The sequence below is a fragment of the Methylobacterium sp. Leaf466 genome (genome assembly GCF_001425565.1).
Taxonomy (GTDB): Bacteria; Pseudomonadota; Alphaproteobacteria; order Rhizobiales; family Beijerinckiaceae; genus Methylobacterium.
This window is the reverse complement of record NZ_LMRC01000023.1, coordinates 294,168-312,042: the sequence shown is the minus strand read 5'-3', so window position 1 is coordinate 312,042 and position 17,875 is coordinate 294,168. Positions and strand designations below refer to the sequence as shown.

Here is a 17,875-nt window from a genome sequence, read left to right as displayed (position 1 = left end):
GCTTCCCGTGATCATGAATTGCGTCGGCATCACTTGCTGGGCGTATTGAAGGGGCGCACGTTGCTGGCCTCTTCGCCCGAATAGTCCGGTGACTCGGCGTTCGCGTCGTCCTTGCCGATGTCCCGCCAGGGCCGCCCCGAGCGTTTGAAGGCATCGTGCTGTTTTTGCAGCGAAACACGGCTCTCGCGGGCGATATCGAGGGCGCCCTGGAGCAGCGACCGTTCCGAGCGCTCGTTCTGGAGATCTTCCAGCAGGCGCCGGTTCGACGTCTCCAGATCGGCCCGGACGGATTCGTGCCGATGGGTCAGATGCTCGATCCGGTCGTTCAGGGACGCATTGCGGTTGTTGGCCTGTTCGAGGGCCGCATCCTTCGCGGCCAGAGCCTTGTTGAGCATGTCGCAGCGGCTTTCGAGGTCGCCCTTCACCCGCTGGATGTCGATGAAACGCTCGTTCTGCCGGGAGAGGTCGGCCTGGATCGCCTCGAGCCGCCGCTCGGACGTCGTGCGTGCGATGACGGCTTCCTTCAGGCTCCTGTCGGCGGACCGGAACTCCTCGTCCTTCTCGCGAAGCTGGTTCCTGGCCTGAACGAGCAGCTGTTCGGTGGAGGCGGCCCGGTTGGACGACGTCTCCAGCTTCATGGCGAGGCTCGCCCGCTCGGTCCGAAGCGCGGACATCTCCGTTTCGTGCTGCGCGTCGTTGCGCTCCCGGAGGGATAGCTCGGCCGCCAACTGACCTTCGATCGCACGCAGGCGCTGATGGTCGGCGTCGGTCGTCGTCTCCAATTCCCGATACTTGAAGTCGAGGTCCGCAAGCCGGGCCGCCTGCTCTTCGCTGAGAAGCTGCAGCCGACGGCCTTCAGCCTCGAGAAGACCGAGCTTCTCGCGCGCATCGGCCAGTTCGTGCTCGGAACGCGCCAGGGCCGTGTCGGCCGCCTGCGCCTCCTGACGCAGCGCGCGGTTCTCGCTCGCGAACGCCTTGTTCTGTTCCGTCTCCGTGAAAAGTTGGCGCTCCAGGCTTTCGACAAGGCTCGATTTGTCCCGCAGCTCGATCTTCTGCGCGACGACGGCGGCCTCGCCCTCCTTCAGCCGGTCGGAGATCTGCTCGGCGTGGACTTGCGACTCGGCGAGCTCACGGCTGACGCGGGAGATGTCGGTCGTCAAATTGGCGACCAGTTCCCTCAGGGTCCCCGAGTTCTTCACCTCTTGCGAAAGCTTCTGCTTCAAGTCCTCGACCTGAACGCTCGCCTTCAAGAGTTCGGCGCTGATGTTGGACAGGGGGTCCAATATCAGGGCGAAGTCGTCCTGCAGTGTCCGCAGGTCTTCGAGCCGGTTCGTCATGGAGTCGATACGCTGGCGAACGACCTCGTCGCGCTGACCGATCGCATCCAATGTTCGGGTCCGACCGGCGGCGTCCGGCTTATTCTCGGGCAGAGGATGATGGATGAACTCGGGGACCACGGCCCTCGGGAGACCCGGCGATGCCATCGGAGGCTGCTCCGCATCCCGACGCGCGTCGTCCTGGTCGTGCCGCAGCGATGATGTCGACGTCACGCGGCGGAATGGCGTCCAGCCCATTGTCGCTACAACCCCTACCCTGTGCTCCAGCGCGAAACGCCAGCGAGTAAAGTTTTTACCATACATTCCGGTCGAGGCGAGTCTGCATTCATAGGTTATGAGTCGCAGATTTTTTTGCGAGGACAATGGGATCGTCGCCGACAAAAAATCATGGCTGCAGATTTACAAGATAAAAATTATCATTTTATATTTAAAATGATAGATATCATAATGGTTTATAGCCATGCCGAATGTCAATATTTCACATCATGCTGTAAAAATCATCAAATGATGATTCGTAATAAACTAAATTATATCGATGTGGCATCGTCGGTAATAACGTTCATCGTCAGAGATTGAGCTCGATCACCATCGACAAAGACTATCCGGTCGAAAGCGTGTCGTCATCGGCCTGGTTTCGAAAGGAAAATATTCAGAATTATGACTCTCCCAAACAACGCATTTTTCCGGCAACCGAAGCGTGTTTTCGGGAAAGACGTTTGCAGGCCGATCTCTATTGAAATCAGGTTTCCTGCCAGGCGTCACGGCAGGCCGGTGAGATGCGCATGCCTTCGCGGCGTCGCGACGAGAAAGACGGCACGCGGTCTATCCGGCCACCCCGGGATGGTCGGCCGGCGCGCGCGGTCCGTTCGCGAGAGGTGCTGACCGCTAGGGTTCACGCTCGGCCGGCCCCCCTGCGTGGTCCCTGTCCTGATCGGGCTGCGCCGCGCGGTCGTGGCTAGGGCGTGCCACGGCCGTCGGTTTCGCCGCCCGCTTCCACGAAGGCCTTGAGTTCGTCGAGGGATTCGAAGGTGAAGCGGCCGCGCGGGGTCTCCGCCTCGATCGAGCCATCCGAGAACATCACGTAGGTGTTCCCCCCCGAGACATAGGTCCCCACCACCTCGAGGGTGGGGGCGGCAGCCTGCGCGACGGGTTCGGCTGGCGCCGGGTCGATGATGGCGGGCCTGAGGTCCGGGGCTTCGGCGGGCGCGAACGGCTCGGCGTCGGCGGGGGTCGGCGGCGCCGACTCGTGCGCGGCGGGCTCGGGAGCCGGAGCGGGCGCGAGGTCGTGCGGCTCGGTCCGCTCGCCTTGGACGGCCTCGTCGGGATGGAGGTCCGATGCGGGCGTGGGAGCAGGGGGGGGGACGGGCGCGTCCGGCGGAGTCGCGCCGAGCGACTCCTCGAAGGTCGGCTCGGGACGTGCCGCAGGAGATGCGCTCGGCATCGCCGCCGCGGCGGCTCCGGCCGCGAGGACGGACGTGCCGGCGACGAGGGGCCGGCGGCTCGCGGAAGCCTTACCGTCGAAAGACTTATCTCTGGACGTCTCGCCTTCGGAAGCCTTGCCTTCGGAGCCCTCATCGAGGCCGGTCGGATCGAGCCGGCCCCGGTCGCGGTGGGGTGCATCGATCGCCGAGTCGGGCGGCAGGGAGACCGTCTCGGCCAAGTCCACCTCCCGATGGGACGGCGCGGCCTGCAAGGATGGGGGGGCTTGCCAGGATGGGGAGGCTTGCCAGGATGGTGAGGCGAGGGAGCGGGCCAGGGCCCGGACCTGACGGGCGAGGACGGCGAGGCCCAGGAGCACGCCGCCGGCCGAGGCCGTGGTCGCCCCGGCGATGGTCATCGCCAGTCCGCTCTCCAGCCTGACGAAGGGGAATCCCTGAACCACCGAGGCGATGCCGCCGACGATCATGGCGATGGACAGCGCGAACAGCGCAATGATCATGGAGGTCTCGGGGGTCGGGGTACGCGTGACAGGTGGCGCATCGTAAAGGCATGGTGTCCTTTTGCAAAACCGGTTGCGAAACGGGGCCCGTGCGGGACCGGTTTTGCCGTTGCGGCGTTGCCCTCGGCGAGGCGGGGACCTACCTACCGCCGGGCCGGTGGCCCATCGCGGCGCAGCCTTTGCGCCGGGGTCCGAGCCCCGAGCCCCGAGATCCGGAGAGAGCCGATGACCTTCACCCTTCCCGACCTGCCCTACGCCTACGACGCGCTCGGCCCCTACATGTCGAAGGAAACCCTCGAGTTTCACCACGACAAGCACCACAAGGCCTATGTCGACACCGGCAACAAGCTGCTCGAAGGCACCGATCTCGCCGGGAAGACCGTCGAGGAGATCGTGGTCGCCGCCTACGGCACCAACCAGCCGCTGTTCAACAACGCCGGCCAGCACTTCAACCATCTGCATTTCTGGAACTGGATGAAGCCCAACGGCGGCGGTGCCCCTCCCGGCACCATCGCGCAGAAGATCGACGAGGACCTCGGCGGCTTCGAGAAGTTCAAGGTCGACTTCATCCAGGCCGGCGTCTCGCAGTTCGGCTCCGGCTGGGCCTGGCTCGCGGTCAAGGACGGCAAGCTCGCCATCCTCAAGACCCCCAACGGCGAGAACCCGCTGGTGCACGGCGCCAAGCCGATCCTCGGCGTCGACGTGTGGGAGCACTCCTACTACATCGACTACCGCAACCGCCGCCCCGACTACCTCAAGGCGTTCCTCGAGAACCTCGTGAACTGGGAATACGTCGAGAAGCTCCACGGCGAAGCCACCGCCTGAGCGGACCACGGCGCCGGCCCCGTGGGCACCGGCCCCGCATCCGGGCCGGTGCATCGGCCCTGCTGACGAGCCGCGGACCCCGGGTCCGCGGCGACCCTCGGTGAATGTTCCGCCAGACCCGCGGGCGAGCCGACCCCGGCGTGCGCAACGGCACGCCCCGCGTCCGGCGCCCGGCGGGTCCGATCCGCTTCTGTTGCGCTGCAGCGAAGCCCTCCTGTAGTTTATAGCGATACCGAAGAGCGGCGGGCGCGGACCCAACGAGCCCGAACCCGCGAGACCCCGAAGTCCCGACCGCCGGCAATGGATCGTGTCCGTCGGCCGGATGGCCCCCTCCGCGCGGCCCGCTCCTCGACCTTTGCGCGACGCGCCCCTGACAGGACGAGATCGATGATTAAACTCACCGTGAACGGAGCTGAACGCAGCTTCGACGGCGACCCCGACATGCCGCTGCTGTGGTATCTTCGCGACGAAGCCGGGTTGACCGGCACCAAGTTCGGTTGTGGCCAGGCCTTGTGCGGCGCCTGTACCGTCCACCTCGGCGGCAGCGCCGTGCGGGGCTGCGTCACGCCGATGTCGGCGGCCGAAGGCCAGGCCGTCGTCACCATCGAAGGTCTGTCACGGGACGGCAACCACCCGGTCCAGGTCGCCTGGCGCGATCTCGACGTGTCGCAATGCGGTTACTGCCAGTGCGGGCAGATGATGCAGGCGGCCTCCCTTCTCACCGAGACCCCCAAGCCCACCGACGCGCAGATCGACGAGGCCATGGCCGGCAACCTGTGCCGCTGCGGTACCTATCCGCGCATCCGCGCCGCCATCCATCAGGCCGCGGGCACCTCCAAACCCGGAACCTCGAAGCCCGCCACCAAGGGAGATCGCCTGTGATCCACGACGCACGCGCGATGGCCGCAGCGGCCACCACCTCCCCCGAAACCCCCTCGGCGCTGGCCAACGTCAGCCGCCGCGCCATGCTCGGCGGCATGGGCGCCCTGGTCCTGGCCCTGTCCTGGCGTGAGCCGGCCCTGGCGCAGGACAAGGCCGATGGGCCCAAGAAGTTCGGCGCCGACGCCATGCCGCACGGCTGGCAGGACGACCCCAAGGTGTTCGTGGCCATCGCCACCGACGGCACCGTCACGGTCACCTGCCATCGCTCGGAGATGGGCCAGGGCGTGCGCACCTCGGTGGCCATGGTGGTCGCCGACGAGCTCGACGCCGAGTGGTCGAAGGTCAAGGTCGCTCAGGCCTGGGGCGACGAGGCCCGCTTCGGCAACCAGGACACCGACGGGTCCCGGTCCCTGCGCCACTTCTTCCCGCACCTGCGCCATGCCGGCGCGGCGGCCCGGCTGATGCTGGTCCAGGCCGCCGCCAAGCAATGGGGCGTGCCGGTGGCCGAGGTGAAGGCCGAGAACCACGTCGTCACGCACGCCAAGTCGAAGCGCACGGCCGGCTACGGCGAACTCGCGGCCGCCGCGGCCGAACTGCCGGTGCCGGCCCGCGAGGGCGTGGTCCTCAAGGATGCCAAGGCGTTCCGCTACATCGGCAAGACCGAGGGCCGTGCCGAATCCGGCCGCGGCCAGGTCCATCTCATCGACAACCGTGACATCACCACCGGCACGGCGATCTACGGCATCGACACCCGCCTCGAGGGGATGCTGTACGGGCTGATCGCGCGGCCGCCGGTGTTCGGGGGCAAGGTCGCGAGCCTCGACGACAGCGAGGCCAAGAAGGTGCCGGGCGTCGTGAAGATCTTCACGATCCCGGCCCCGGCGATCCCGTCCGAGTTCCAGCCCATCGGCGGCGTCGCGGTGGTGGCCAAGAACACCTGGGCGGCCATGAAGGCCCGCGAGGCCCTCAAGATCACCTGGGACGACGGCCCCAACGCCACCTACGATTCCGTCGCCTTCCGGGGCGAGCTGGAGAAGGCGGCCCGCGCCCCCGGCAAGGTCGTGCGCAACACCGGCGACGTCGACGGCGCGATGGCGAAGGCCAAGCAGAAGGTCGAGGCCGAGTATTTCGTGCCCCACCTCGTCCAGGCGCCGATGGAGCCGCCCGCCGCCACCGTGCGGATCAAGGACGGGTTCTGCGAGGCCTGGGCCAACACCCAGGCGCCGCAGGCGACCCACGACCGCCTCGCCAAGACTCTCGGGCTCGCCGCCGACAAGGTGCGCGTGAACGTGACCCTGCTCGGCGGCGGCTTCGGCCGCAAGTCGAAGCCCGACTACGTGCTCGAGGCGGCGCTGTGCAGCCGCGAGGTCGACGGCGCCCCGGTCAAGCTGATCTGGACCCGGGAGGACGACCTCCACCACGGCTACTACCACACCATCTCGGTGGAGCGCCTGGAGGCCGGCCTCGACGCCAAGGGCATGCCGGTGGCCTGGCTGCACCGTTCGGCCGCCCCCACCATCGGCTCGATCTTCGCGCCGGGCGCCAAGAACCAGCTGCCGTTCGAGCTCGGCATGGGGCTGACCAACACCCCCTTCGCGATCCCCAACGTCCGCCTGGAGAACCCGGAAGCCGACGCGCACGTGCGCATCGGCTGGTTCCGCTCGGTCTCGAACATCCCGCACGCCTTCGCGATCCAGTCTTTCGTGGCCGAACTCGCCCATGCGGCGGGCCGCGACCCGAAGGACTACCTCCTCGACCTCATCGGGCCCGATCGCAGCATCGACCCGACCACGCTCGGCGACGTCTGGAACTACGGCGAGGATCCGGCCCGCTATCCGATCGAGACGGGGCGCCTGCGCCGGGTCATCGAGACGGCGGCCAAGGGCGCCGGCTGGGGCCGCAAGCTCGCGAGCGGCCGTGGGCTCGGCATCGCCGGCCACTACAGCTTCGTCACCTACACGGCCGTGGCGGCCGAGGTGGAGGTCGACGCCAAGGGCGTGGTCTCGGTCAAGCGCATCGACATCGCGGTCGATTGCGGGCCGCAGGTCAACCCGGAGCGGGTGCGCTCGCAGATGGAGGGCGCCGTGGTGATGGGCATGGGGCTCGCACTCTCGTCCGAGATCACCTTCAAGGACGGCCGGGCCCAGCAGAACAACTTCGACGGCTACGAGATCACCCGGATCGACGCCGCCCCGAAGGAACTGCACGTCCACCTCCTGCCCTCGAACGACTACGCCAAGCCGCTGGGCGGCGTCGGCGAACCCGGCGTGCCGCCGGTGGCCCCGGCCATCGCCAACGCGGTGTTCGCCGCCACCGGCCGGCGCATCCGCCAGCTGCCGATCCGCAACCAGGCCAGCGCCTGACGAATCGCGCCCTCTCCGGTCCCTGCGACCGGGGAGGGCGGACCTTCGGTGGGTCCGGCGGGTTGGATGAGGATGCGCCGCCCCGCGTGGCCCCCCCCTCATCCGCGCCCCGCGCTCTCGAAGGACACGTCCGACATGATACGACGCCTCTGTCTCGCCGCCGCGGTGCTCACCCTGGCGGCACCCGCCTATGCCTCACCCTGCGGCGACGCCATCGCGTCCCTCGAAAGCCAGGTGAAGGACCAGGCCGGTGCGGCGATCTCCGCCTCCACCAGCGGAAAGGCCGCCGCCGGCGCCAGGGAAGGTCAGGGCCGCGAGGGCGAGGCCGGCTCCGCGCCGATGGCGGCTCCGCCGGCCGTGAGCGCCAGTGCGGGAGAGGGCGGAGACCGCGCCATGCAGGCCAGGGTCGCCCTGGACGAAGCGCGCACCGCGGATGCCAAGGCCGACACCGGAGCCTGCGAAGCCGCCGTCGGCCGTGCCCGCGGCCACCTCGCCGCCGCACCCCGCCCCGCGAACCCGTAGCCGCCCGCGTCGATCGTCGTCCGGCCGTCGACCGTCGTGACCGGCCATGGCAGTTCCGCACGCGCGGCGAGGCATGTCCTCGCCCGCGGGAACGGCCGTTCGTGCCCTCAGGCGGCGGCACCCAGGGCATGGTTGTTGCCGCGCAGGCCCGCGCAGAGATCGTCGACTTCCGCAAGGTCTAGGCTATCGCCGGTATGGCATGCGATGGCATCGATCAAGTGATCGTGACGCGGGTCGAAGGGATGACCCTGCAATCTATAGTACTGATAGTAGCGCAATGCTGCAAGAACCGTATCTCTTTCGCGCTGGGTCAGTGTAATATTCTGCATCTGGCGAATTTTGCCCTTGCTCTGCTGGCGATGCTCGCGAGGCATCCTTCCGATTCGTCGGCCTTGACGGTTTAGTAACCCTGCCTCTGCGGGTGCGTCCATCACCTAGGACAGCGTTTCGAACGCCGCCGAGGAGGCGATCGGCCGGCGGGACAAGCCAAGCCGTTGTGCGGTTAGGGCTTCCTTTCCCGGTCGGTCTCCGGGATTTTTTTTGACGCCTCCGGCCCGCCAAATTCCTTGACAGTCGGCCCCGGTCCGTCTCCCGGCCGGACGCCTGACGCGGGCCGTCATGCGGCGGGTTTCGCCGTACTTCGGCCCGTCGCGACAGTGCCGGGAAAGCGGACGCTCGCGAGAACCGGAGCCGGCCACGGGCGGTCCAGGGTCGGCGGTCGCCGCGCGAGGATCCGGGCCGGGCCGGCATTCCGCCACGCGCCTGTCCCCCGGCTCCCGACGGGCACACGAAGCAAAGGATGTTCTTTCTAAAGAACTCGTGACAGCCGGATTTTTCTTCTCCGCAGAGCCTGCGCCGTGTGACGTTCTTCCATAATGGGCCGGGAGGTACGCCTTGTGGTGACGGAGGGCGTCGGAATTGCCATATCTCGGGTCCGGCGCCGGGCGCCGGTGCTTGACTTCGTTCTTTAAAAAGAACGATATCGGAGCGACGGAATCCCCGGGAGCGGGGACGATGCCATCGAACCACGATCCGGAGTGACGACGTGACCGCCATCGACGCCAGCCAGACCGGGCGCCGCCGCGCCCGCCGCAGCCGTCCCCTGCGCGGGTTCGCGGTCGCCGCCTGCCTGGCGGTGGCCCCGCCGACGGCGGCCTGGGCGCAGACCGAGCTCCTCAACGTGTCGTACGATCCGACGCGCGAGCTCTACAAGGACATCAACGCCGCCTTCGCCGCCGAGTGGAAGGCCAAGACCGGCGAGACCATCACGGTGCGCGCCTCGCACGGCGGCTCGGGTTCGCAGGCCCGCACGGTCATCGACGGCATCCCCGCCGACGTGGTGACGCTGGGCATCCCCTCGGACATCGACGCCATCGCGCGCATCTCGAAGAAGGTGTCGGCGGACTGGCGCGAGAAGCTCCCCAACCAGGCGCTGCCCTACACCTCCACGGTGGTGTTCCTGGTGCGCAAGGGCAACCCGAAGGGCGTGAAGGACTGGGGCGACCTCGTGAAGCCCGACGTGAAGGTCATCACCCCCAACCCCAAGACGTCCGCGGGCGGGCGCTGGAACTTCCTCGCCGCCTGGGGCTACGCCTACGAGAAGGAAGGCAAGAACGCCGACAAGGCCAACGCCTTCGTCGGCCAGCTCTACGGCCAGGTGCCGGTGCTCGACACCGGTGCGCGCGGCTCCACCGTCACCTTCGCCCAGCGCGGCCTCGGCGACGTGCTGCCGACCTGGGAGAACGAGGCCTACCTCGTGTTCGACGAGTTCGGCCGCGACAAGTTCGACGTCGTGGTGCCCCCGGTCTCGATCTACGCCGAGCCGCCGGTGGCGCTGGTGGAGGCCAACGTCGACAAGAAGGGAACCCGCAAGGCCGCGGAGGCCTATCTGCAGTTCCTGTACTCAGACACGGCCCAGGCGCTGTTCGCCAAGCACCACTACCGCCCGAGCCGGCGCGAGGCGGCAAAGCCCGAGGATCTCGCCCTGCTGCCCGAGGTCAAGCTCTTCAGGATCGAGGATCTCCAGGGCAACTGGGACGACATCCAGAAGAAGAACTTCGACAACGGCGGTCTGTTCGACCAGCTGAGCAAGGCCGGTCGCTGAAGGCGCGGTCCCTCCCCGCGAGGGGAGGGGCGCCAGACCCGAGATTCGAGACCATCTCCAGGACCACGCCATGGCCGAACCGCCGCTCCGCCCCCGACGCCGCTTCCGCCAGCCGAGCGTGATCCCCGGCTTCGGGCTCACCTTCGGCTACACGCTGACGGTGCTGAGCCTGATCGTGCTCCTGCCCCTGGCCGCCCTGGTGCTGCGCGCCTCTCAGCTCGGGTTCGCGGGCATCTGGGAGGTCGCCACCGATTCGCGCGTGGCCTCGGCGCTGCGGGTCAGCTTCGGCATCTCGCTGCTGGCGGCGCTGGTCGCCTCGGTGTTCGGCTTCATCGTCGCCTGGGTGCTGACCCGCTACGACTTTCCCGGCCGGCGGATCGTGGACGCGGTCGTCGACCTGCCCTTCGCCCTGCCCACGGCGGTGGCGGGCATCGCGCTGGCCGCCCTCTACGCTCCCAACGGGTTGGTCGGCGCGCAACTCGCCAAGCTCGGGATCGAGGCGGCCTACACGCCGCTCGGCATCTTCATCGCCATGGTCTTCATCGGTCTGCCCTTCGCGGTGCGCACGGTACAGCCGCTCATCGTGGAGATCGACAAGGAGATCGAGGAGGCCTCCGCCACCCTCGGGGCCGGCCGCTGGCACACCCTGGTGAAGGTGGTGCTGCCGCCCCTGATCCCGGCCGTGCTCACGGGCTTCGCCCTCGCCTTCGCGCGGGGCGTCGGCGAGTACGGCTCGATCATCTTCATCGCCGGCAACCTGCCCTACGTCTCCGAGATCGCGCCGCTCCTGATCGTCATCAAGCTCTCGGAATTCGACTACGGCGGCGCCTGCGCCATCGCCACGATCATGCTCGGCATCTCGTTCGTGACGCTGCTCGCCATCAACCTGATCCAGGCCTGGAGCCGCAGGAGGTTCGGTTATGTCTAGCCTCGCCGTACGGGCCCCGGGACCGTCACGACCGACGTCGCAGCCGGCGCCGCGCACCGCCAGCGTCGTCACCGAGGGCGGATTCGTGCGGTGGCTCCTGATCGCGGTCGCGATCGGCTTCCTCGCCCTGTTCCTGGTGTTGCCGCTGGTGACGGTGTTCGTCCAGGCGTTCGCCAAGGGATGGGCGGCCTATCTCGCCGCCTTCACCGAAGCCGACGCCCACTCGGCGATCCGGCTGACCCTGATCGCGGCGGCGATCGCGGTGCCGTTCAACCTCGTGTTCGGCGTGGCCGCGGCCTGGGCCATCGCCAAGTTCGAGTTCAAGGGCAAGAACCTGCTCGTCACCCTCATCGATCTGCCGTTCTCGGTCTCGCCGGTGGTCTCGGGGCTGATCTACGTGCTCGTGTTCGGGGCGCAGGGGCTGATCGGGCCCTGGCTGATCGAACGCGACGTGCAGATCATCTTCGCCATCCCCGGCATCGTGCTGGCGACGATCTTCGTCACCTTCCCCTTCGTCGCCCGCCAGCTGATCCCGCTGATGCAGGAGCAGGGCACCGCCGAGGAGGAGGCCGCGCTCACCCTCGGGGCGTCGGGGTGGCACGCCTTCCGGACGGTGACGCTGCCCAACATCCGCTGGGGGCTGCTCTACAGCGTGCTCCTCTGCAACGCCCGCGCGATGGGCGAATTCGGCGCGGTCTCGGTGGTCTCGGGCCACATCCGCGGGCTCACCAACACGCTGCCGCTCCACGTGGAGATCCTCTACAATGAGTACAACTTCGTTGCCGCTTTCGCCGTCGCCTCCCTCCTTGCCGGTCTCGCTCTTGTCACCCTCGTCATCAAATCCGTCCTCGAATGGCGCTACAGTGCCGACATCGCGGCGGGCGCACGGCGTCACTGACGGCGTGGGCGGCTCCACCGCGATCCGCGTCGAGGCGCTGTCGAAGACCTTCGACACGGCGGCAGTGCTGCACGATTTCTCCCTCGACGTGCGGGCGGGCGAGCTGCTGGCGCTGCTCGGCCCCTCGGGCTCGGGCAAGACCACGCTCCTGCGCATCATCGCCGGGCTCGACTTCCCCGATCGCGGCCGCATCATCTTCGGCGGCGACGACGCCACGCAGCTGCCGGTGCAGCAGCGCGCGGTGGGGTTCGTGTTCCAGCACTACGCCCTGTTCAAGCACATGAGCGTGGCCGAGAACATCGCCTACGGCCTCAATGCCCGCAGGCGCAGCGAGCGCCCGGCCAAGGCCGAGATCAAGGCCCGCGTCGGCGACCTCCTCGACCTCATCAAGCTGTCGGGCTTCGCCGACCGCTACCCGAGCCAGCTCTCGGGCGGCCAGCGCCAGCGCATCGCGCTCGCCCGCGCGCTCGCCGTCGAGCCTCGCGTCCTGCTCCTCGACGAGCCCTTCGGCGCGCTGGACGCCCAGGTGAGGAAGGATCTGCGCCGCTGGCTGCGCGAGATCCACGACCGCACCGGCCAGACCACGATCTTCGTCACCCACGACCAGGACGAGGCGCTGGAACTCTCCGACCGGGTCGCGGTGCTCGACAAAGGCCGCCTCGAACAGGTCGGCACCCCCGACGAGGTCCAGGAGAACCCGGTCTCGGCCACCGTGCTCAAGTTCCTCGGCGACACCATCGAGATCGAGGCCCTGGCGCGCGACGGGCAGGTCTTCGTCCAGGGGCGCGCCACCCCCGTGGTGGCCCATCCCGGCCTCGTCGGCCCGGTCAAGCTCTACGCCCGGCCCTGGCAGCTCCAGTTCGCGGAGGCCCACGAGGCCCATCTCCACGGCACCGTGCGTTCCTCCTACCGCACGCAAGGACGCCAGCGCATCGAGGTCGACCGGGAGGGCGAGGGCAAGACCGTGGTGGTGGAGGCCTCCGACACCGCCCGCCTCGCCGCCGGGCTGCCGGTGGGCCTGCGCATCCTCGGGGGGTACGTCTTCGCGGATTGAGGCGCGCGGACATGGGGGGCGTCGTCGCGCTCCCTACGCAACCGGCGCGCGCCGCCCCATATCGTGAGGGTCCGAACCCGTTGCGACGAGGCGATCCCGCGATGCTCCAGATGTTCCGCAAGCGGCCGGTGATGCCCGGCCCCGCCGAGGCGCTGCCCGGCCGCCCCGACCCGATCCCGACCACGGAGCGGCATTTCGTCAACGGCCAACCCTTGAAGGGGCCCTACCCGGAGGGCGCCGAGCGGATCGTGCTCGGGCTCGGCTGCTTCTGGGGCACCGAGCGCAAGTTCTGGACGCTGCCCCACGGCGTGATCGTGACGGCGGTGGGCTATGCCGGCGGCTACACGCCCAACCCCACCTACGAGGAGGTCTGCTCGGGCCAGACCGGGCACAACGAGGTCGTCCTCGTGGTGTTCGACCCCGCGACGCTGCCCCTCGAGGCGGTGCTCAGGACCTTCTTCGAGAGTCACGACCCGACCCAGGGGATGCGCCAGGGCAACGACGTCGGCACCCAGTACCGCTCCGGCATCTACACCCTCACCGACGCGCAGGCGGCCACGGCCAAAGCCGTGCGCGATGCCTATGGCGCCGCCCTCTCCGAGCGCGGGTTCCCGCCGATCACCACCGAGATCGTACCGCTGGACACGTTCTACTTCGCCGAGGGCTACCACCAGCAGTACCTCGCCAAGAACCCGGCCGGCTATTGCGGCGTGGGCGGCACCGGCGTCGCCTGCCCGATCGGGACCGGCGTCTCCACCTGACGATCGCCCGCGCCGAGACCCAAGCTCGGCCTTGCTGGCCCGGTTCACGCATGCGACATGCGCAGCCGGTCGAGGCGGGGTGGAATGGGAATGATCGAGCGGGTTTTCGAGCGGGCGCTGTTCGCCAGCCGCTGGCTGCTGGCGCCCTTCTACGGGGCGCTGGCCATCGGCATCATGGTGCTCCTGTACAAACTGATCCAGGAGCTCATCCATTTCGTCCTGCACGCGCCCGAGGCGAACGAGGCGCAGATCATCCTCGGCGTGCTGACCCTCGTCGACCTCTCCTTCACGGCCTCGCTGCTGATCATCGTGATGTTCTCGGGCTACGAGAACTTCGTGTCCAAGATCGACCATTCCGACCATCGGGACTGGCCCGAGTGGATGGGGACGATCGACTTCACCGGCCTGAAGCTGAAACTCCTGTCGTCGATCGTCGCGATCTCGGCGATCCAGCTCCTGAAGTCCTTCATGGACCTCAAGAACACCAGCGACCGCGAACTGGCGTGGCTCGTGGGCATCCACATGGTGTTCGTGGTCTCCGGCATCCTCATGGCACTCACCGACCGCATCGCCGCCGGTCACCACGACAAGTAGGGCGCCCGGTCCCGATCACGGATGGGTGATCCGGCGGCAGGCCGGCGGGCCGCATGAACGTGAGTAATATTTAACGGCTCCGGTGCAGGGTCTCGAAAGGGTTCGGCGAGCGGTTTTCAGAGGGCTGCGTGACATCGCATCAGCACAGCATCGTCGAAGACGCCGAAGGGCGCGCACTCCTGGACCAGGACATCCAGGGCCATGCTGCGATGTCCTCGACCTTCATCGAGCGGCGCGAGGCCCGCAGCGAGACCAACTGGATCGCGCTGATCCGGCTGCTCGACGGAACCGAGCTGCCCTGCAACGTCAAGGACATCTCGAAATCCGGCGCGCGCCTGGGCGTCCCCGCCTCCTGCGTGCTGCCCGACACCTTCATGCTCAAGGTGGTGGGGCGCAACTTCGTCTGCCTCGTCAAGCTCGCCTGGCGCCGGGGTCACTACGCCGGGGTGCGGATCGAGCGCGTCGGCAAGCTGCCCGAGCCGGCCCGGGTCGAGGAGGCGAACACGCAGGCCGGGCCGGATTCCGGCTACAAGGCGATCGGCACCCGGCGCAACAGCCGCGTCTCCTCCTTCTGATCTCGAACGCCGATGGCCTCCTCGCTCAGCCCGTCGACGGGGGCGCCCTCGGCATGGACCGCGGCGGACAGCGCGATGGCGGCGCTGTTCGCGAGCCTTCTCGCCGCGAGCCTCGTGCTGCCCATCGCCTCGGCCCTGCCGGCGCAGGTCGACTACGCCAACCACCTCGCCCGGATGTGGGTGCTCGCCCGCCTCGACGGGCCGGACGCCAACCCCTTCTACGGTAGCGACTGGGGCTTCTACCCGAACCTGGCGATGGACCTGATCGTGCCGCCGCTGGGCCGCTGGATCGGGGTCGAGGCGGCCACCAAGGCCTTCCTCGTCGCGGGCCTCGTCCTGGTGGCGACGGGGGCGGCCGCGATCGAATGGGTATGGGCCCGCCGCTTCGGCATCTCCGGGCTCGTGGCCCTCGTCTGGATGAACAGCGAGCCCTTCGCCTACGGTTTCCTCAACTTCGTGTTCGCCCTCGGGCTCGCCCTGTGGGGGATCGCCGCCTGGCTCGCCCTGGCCCGTCGCGGCTGGCTCCTCCGCCTCGGGCTCCATGTCGTGCTGGTGGCCGCCCTCTCGGTGGGCCATCTCGTGGCGCTCGGCATCTACGGCTTCACCCTCGGCGTCGTCGCCCTGCGCGACCTCTGGACCGGGGGTCCGACCGCCCGGAACCTCGGCACGTTCGCGATCCTGGCCGCGCCGATGCCGGTGGTGGCGGGGCTGCTGCTGGCGGGCGACGGCGCCTCGGACGAAACCGGCGTGGTCTGGCTGTGGCGCGACAAGCTGTTCCAGATCCTCATCGTCAACAGCTACAGCATGCCGGTGTCCCTGGTGACCGTGGGCGTCCTGACGATGGCGGGCTACGTCCTCGCCCGCGAGGGAAAGCTGCGTTTCGATGCCACCGGACGCTGGCTCGCCGTCGGGTTTGCGCTCCTCTACGTCGCGATGCCGTACCGCCTGCTCGATTCGGTGATGGCCGACACCCGGCTGCTGCCGGCGGCGGCGATGATCCTGCCGGCCTTCCTGCAATGGCGGCTGCCGGCGCGGGCGCCGCGTGTCTCCCTGGTGGCGGTCCTCGCCGCCCTGGCGCTGGCGGGAATCCTCGCCGTGGTCCCGGTCCAGCGCAGCCACGACGCCGAGGCGCAGGCCGTCCTGGCCACCTTCGCGCAGCTGCCGCCCCATCCCCGCATCCTTGTGGCCCATAGCGCAACGCCGGACAGGTCCTCCGGCGCCGACCCGGACGGCCAGCCCGTACGGCATCTGGCGGTGCTGGCGGTGCGCGACGTGGATGCCTTCGTCACGGTCCTGTTCGCCGCCAAGGGCAAGCAGCCGATCCTGCCCCGGCCGGAATTCGCCTCCCTCGACGCAGGCCTGGCCTTGCCCTCGATCGACACGCTCGCCGCCATCGGCCAGGGCGCGCGCTACTCCGGCCTGCCGGCCGCCATGAACGAATGGCTGACGACGTTCGACGCCCTCTACGTCATCGGTCCGGTGCGCGAGAACCCATTGCCCGGCGCCCTCACCGCCATCGGCCACGGCCGGTCGATCGTGGCCTATCGCATCGTGCCACCGCGGGCACCGGCCGGCCGCTGAGGCCCGCCCGGTCCCTCAGCGGGCCTTGAGCACGGTCCGGCAGGACGGCGGCAGCGCGGCCATGGTCATCGGCGGCTTGGGCTTGCCCGGCTTGGTGGATTTGGGCGGGTTGAGCACCGCGTCGCTGAACCAATAGGCGAGCTCCTCGCCGCAACCGTCGCTGCCGGGCGGCGAGGCCTGGTCCTCGCATTGCGCCGCCCCCGCCGGGCAGGCGAGGCGGATGTGGTAATGGTAGTTGTGCCCGTACATCGGGCGCACCTTGGAGAGCCAGCCGCGGTTGCCGTCGGCCTCGCGGCACAGGGCCTTCTTGATCGCCGGGTTGACGAACAGGCGCGCCACCTCGGGCTGCTGCGCCGTGAGCCGGATCAGCTTGAGGTGCTCGGGCGTCCACACGCCGGGGTCGATGTCGAGGCGGTCGGGCCGCACCACGTTGGTGGCCGACATCTCCTCGCGCTCGGACCGGCTCAGGCGGCGGTCGGGCATCGGCGTCAGCCACACGTCGGCATCGAGGCCGAGCTGGTGCGAGGCGTGGCCGGTCAGCATCGGGCCGCCGCGGGGCTGCGACATGTCGCCCACGAGCAGGCCCGGCCAGCCGACCCGCGGCACCTTGGCGGCCAGGCGCTCCATGAACGCCACGAGGTGGGGGGTGCCCCACATCCGGTTGCGCGACAGGCGCATCACCTGCCAGGTCGGGCCGTCCACCGCCAGCGCCTCGCCCCCGGCAAAGCAGCCCCTGGCATAGGAACCGTAGGCCGCCTCCGGCCCCGGGGCCGGGCTGGTGGCGCGCCCGAACAGGGCCTTGGCGGGGGTCGAGGGATCGTCGGGATTGGCCAGCGGCGGCAGCGGCTTGGCGTCGAGGGTGCCGCGGTCCTGGGCCAGTGCGGCCGGGGACGGGACGAGGGCGGCGAGGGCGAGGAACGCGGCGAAGGCGGGGGATCGGATCATGGGCCGGACGCTAGTCCATCCTGGCCCGCTGCGTCGAGGGCATCGGCCTCACTCGGCCGGCGCCACCGCGATCCGGATGCTGTCGGCCTCGGCGCCGCTCACCATGATCGTCACCGGCCGGGTGCCGAGCTGGAAGCGCACGCTCTTGGCGATCCCGGGACATCCCTGCCGGCGGGTGCTGGCGAGCGGCGGGCGGGTCGTGGTCCCGTCCTGGCTCACGTCGATCCAGGCTTTTTCCGAGAGGGTGACCTGGTAGATCCCCGGCATCAGCGGGGCGGGAATCTCGAGGACGCCGCCGCGCGTCTCGGGCTTGGGTTCGCGCGAGGGCGTGAGCGGCAGGCGCGCCTGGGCCTCGGCCGACAGGGCGAGCACCGCCCCCGGCATTTCCGGCGGCAGGGTGGCACCGGAGGCCAGGCGCGGCAGGTCCGGCGCGGAGAACCACGCGAGCTCGCGCTGGAGCGGCCAGTCGAAGGAGGCGCAGGCCTCGGTCTCGCCCGCCCGCGCCGCGGACGCGGCGACCCCGGCGAGGACGACGACGAGGCAGGCGAGGAGCCGGGTGCGCATCGG

Annotated in this window: 17 protein-coding genes; 12 read left to right on the top strand and 5 right to left on the bottom strand. The window is 69.0% G+C overall.

Annotated features, from left to right (window positions below; all coding sequences use genetic code 11):
* Nucleotides 1-29 precede the first annotated feature (29 nt).
* Together ASG59_RS11015 and ASG59_RS11010 are read right to left on the bottom strand one after the other, a co-directional pair.
* A complete protein-coding gene (locus ASG59_RS11015) occupies nucleotides 30-1,457 on the bottom strand; it encodes a chromosome partitioning protein ParA (RefSeq protein ID WP_244475692.1) in 1,428 nt (475 codons plus the stop codon).
* Nucleotides 1,458-2,292: 835 nt separating this feature from the next.
* Nucleotides 2,293-3,276 carry a hypothetical protein gene (locus ASG59_RS11010; protein WP_056408838.1) on the bottom strand — a complete coding sequence of 328 codons (984 nt, stop codon included), beginning with the start codon at nucleotides 3,274-3,276 and terminating at the stop codon, nucleotides 2,293-2,295.
* 225 nt (nucleotides 3,277-3,501) lie between these two features.
* Here ASG59_RS11010 and ASG59_RS11005 point away from each other — a divergent pair, with 225 nt between their 5' ends.
* The 4 genes from ASG59_RS11005 to ASG59_RS10990 all read left to right on the top strand — a co-directional run bounded on the left by ASG59_RS11005 (nucleotide 3,502) and on the right by ASG59_RS10990 (nucleotide 7,868).
* A complete protein-coding gene (locus ASG59_RS11005) occupies nucleotides 3,502-4,101 on the top strand; it encodes a superoxide dismutase (protein WP_055880007.1) in 600 nt (199 codons plus the stop codon).
* Nucleotides 4,102-4,488: 387 nt separating this feature from the next.
* A complete protein-coding gene (locus ASG59_RS11000; protein WP_055880003.1) occupies nucleotides 4,489-4,983 on the top strand; it encodes a (2Fe-2S)-binding protein in 495 nt (164 codons plus the stop codon).
* Nucleotides 4,980-7,346 (top strand): xanthine dehydrogenase family protein molybdopterin-binding subunit, encoded by a 2,367-nt coding sequence (locus tag ASG59_RS10995; RefSeq protein WP_055880000.1) that lies wholly within the window; start codon nucleotides 4,980-4,982, stop codon nucleotides 7,344-7,346. Before ASG59_RS11000 ends, ASG59_RS10995 begins: the two co-directional genes overlap by 4 nt.
* A 135-nt stretch (nucleotides 7,347-7,481) precedes the next feature.
* Nucleotides 7,482-7,868 (top strand): hypothetical protein, encoded by a 387-nt coding sequence (locus tag ASG59_RS10990; RefSeq protein ID WP_055879996.1) that lies wholly within the window; start codon nucleotides 7,482-7,484, stop codon nucleotides 7,866-7,868.
* A 107-nt stretch (nucleotides 7,869-7,975) separates the two neighbouring features.
* On the opposite strand, the gene ASG59_RS10985 is transcribed toward ASG59_RS10990, so the two are convergent.
* Nucleotides 7,976-8,197, bottom strand: a complete 222-nt coding sequence (locus ASG59_RS10985; protein ID WP_055881177.1) for a hypothetical protein — start codon at nucleotides 8,195-8,197, stop codon at nucleotides 7,976-7,978.
* A gap of 773 nt (nucleotides 8,198-8,970) precedes the next feature.
* On the opposite strand from ASG59_RS10985, the gene ASG59_RS10980 reads away from it, so the two are divergent.
* The 8 genes from ASG59_RS10980 (at nucleotide 8,971) to ASG59_RS10945 (ending at nucleotide 16,363) form a co-directional block, all read left to right on the top strand.
* Nucleotides 8,971-9,972, top strand: a complete 1,002-nt coding sequence (locus tag ASG59_RS10980) for a sulfate ABC transporter substrate-binding protein (protein WP_055881174.1) — start codon at nucleotides 8,971-8,973, stop codon at nucleotides 9,970-9,972.
* Between the two features lie 70 nt (nucleotides 9,973-10,042).
* A complete protein-coding gene (gene cysT / locus ASG59_RS10975; protein ID WP_055879994.1) occupies nucleotides 10,043-10,900 on the top strand; it encodes a sulfate ABC transporter permease subunit CysT in 858 nt (285 codons plus the stop codon).
* On the top strand, nucleotides 10,893-11,798 hold the full coding sequence (gene cysW / locus ASG59_RS10970) for a sulfate ABC transporter permease subunit CysW (protein WP_055879991.1): 906 nt from the start codon (nucleotides 10,893-10,895) through the stop codon (nucleotides 11,796-11,798). Before cysT ends, cysW begins: the two co-directional genes overlap by 8 nt.
* A gap of 4 nt (nucleotides 11,799-11,802) precedes the next feature.
* Nucleotides 11,803-12,852, top strand: coding sequence for a sulfate/molybdate ABC transporter ATP-binding protein (locus ASG59_RS10965; protein WP_056408836.1), 1,050 nt, complete (start codon nucleotides 11,803-11,805; stop codon nucleotides 12,850-12,852).
* Between the two features lie 101 nt (nucleotides 12,853-12,953).
* A complete protein-coding gene (msrA, locus tag ASG59_RS10960; RefSeq protein ID WP_056408833.1) occupies nucleotides 12,954-13,613 on the top strand; it encodes a peptide-methionine (S)-S-oxide reductase MsrA in 660 nt (219 codons plus the stop codon).
* A gap of 90 nt (nucleotides 13,614-13,703) precedes the next feature.
* Nucleotides 13,704-14,207, top strand: a complete 504-nt coding sequence (locus ASG59_RS10955) for a TIGR00645 family protein (RefSeq protein ID WP_056280833.1) — start codon at nucleotides 13,704-13,706, stop codon at nucleotides 14,205-14,207.
* 128 nt (nucleotides 14,208-14,335) lie between these two features.
* A complete protein-coding gene (locus ASG59_RS20910) occupies nucleotides 14,336-14,782 on the top strand; it encodes a hypothetical protein (RefSeq protein WP_056280831.1) in 447 nt (148 codons plus the stop codon).
* A gap of 75 nt (nucleotides 14,783-14,857) precedes the next feature.
* A complete protein-coding gene (locus tag ASG59_RS10945; protein ID WP_156399210.1) occupies nucleotides 14,858-16,363 on the top strand; it encodes a hypothetical protein in 1,506 nt (501 codons plus the stop codon).
* A gap of 15 nt (nucleotides 16,364-16,378) precedes the next feature.
* On the opposite strand, the gene mepA is transcribed toward ASG59_RS10945, so the two are convergent.
* Nucleotides 16,379-17,308, bottom strand: coding sequence for a penicillin-insensitive murein endopeptidase (gene mepA / locus ASG59_RS10940; protein ID WP_055879975.1), 930 nt, complete (start codon nucleotides 17,306-17,308; stop codon nucleotides 16,379-16,381).
* Between the two features lie 48 nt (nucleotides 17,309-17,356).
* The gene (locus ASG59_RS10935) at nucleotides 17,357-17,872 is read right to left on the bottom strand and encodes a hypothetical protein (protein WP_056408829.1); all 516 of its coding nucleotides are present in this window, start codon (nucleotides 17,870-17,872) and stop codon (nucleotides 17,357-17,359) included.
* Nucleotides 17,873-17,875 lie beyond the last annotated feature (3 nt).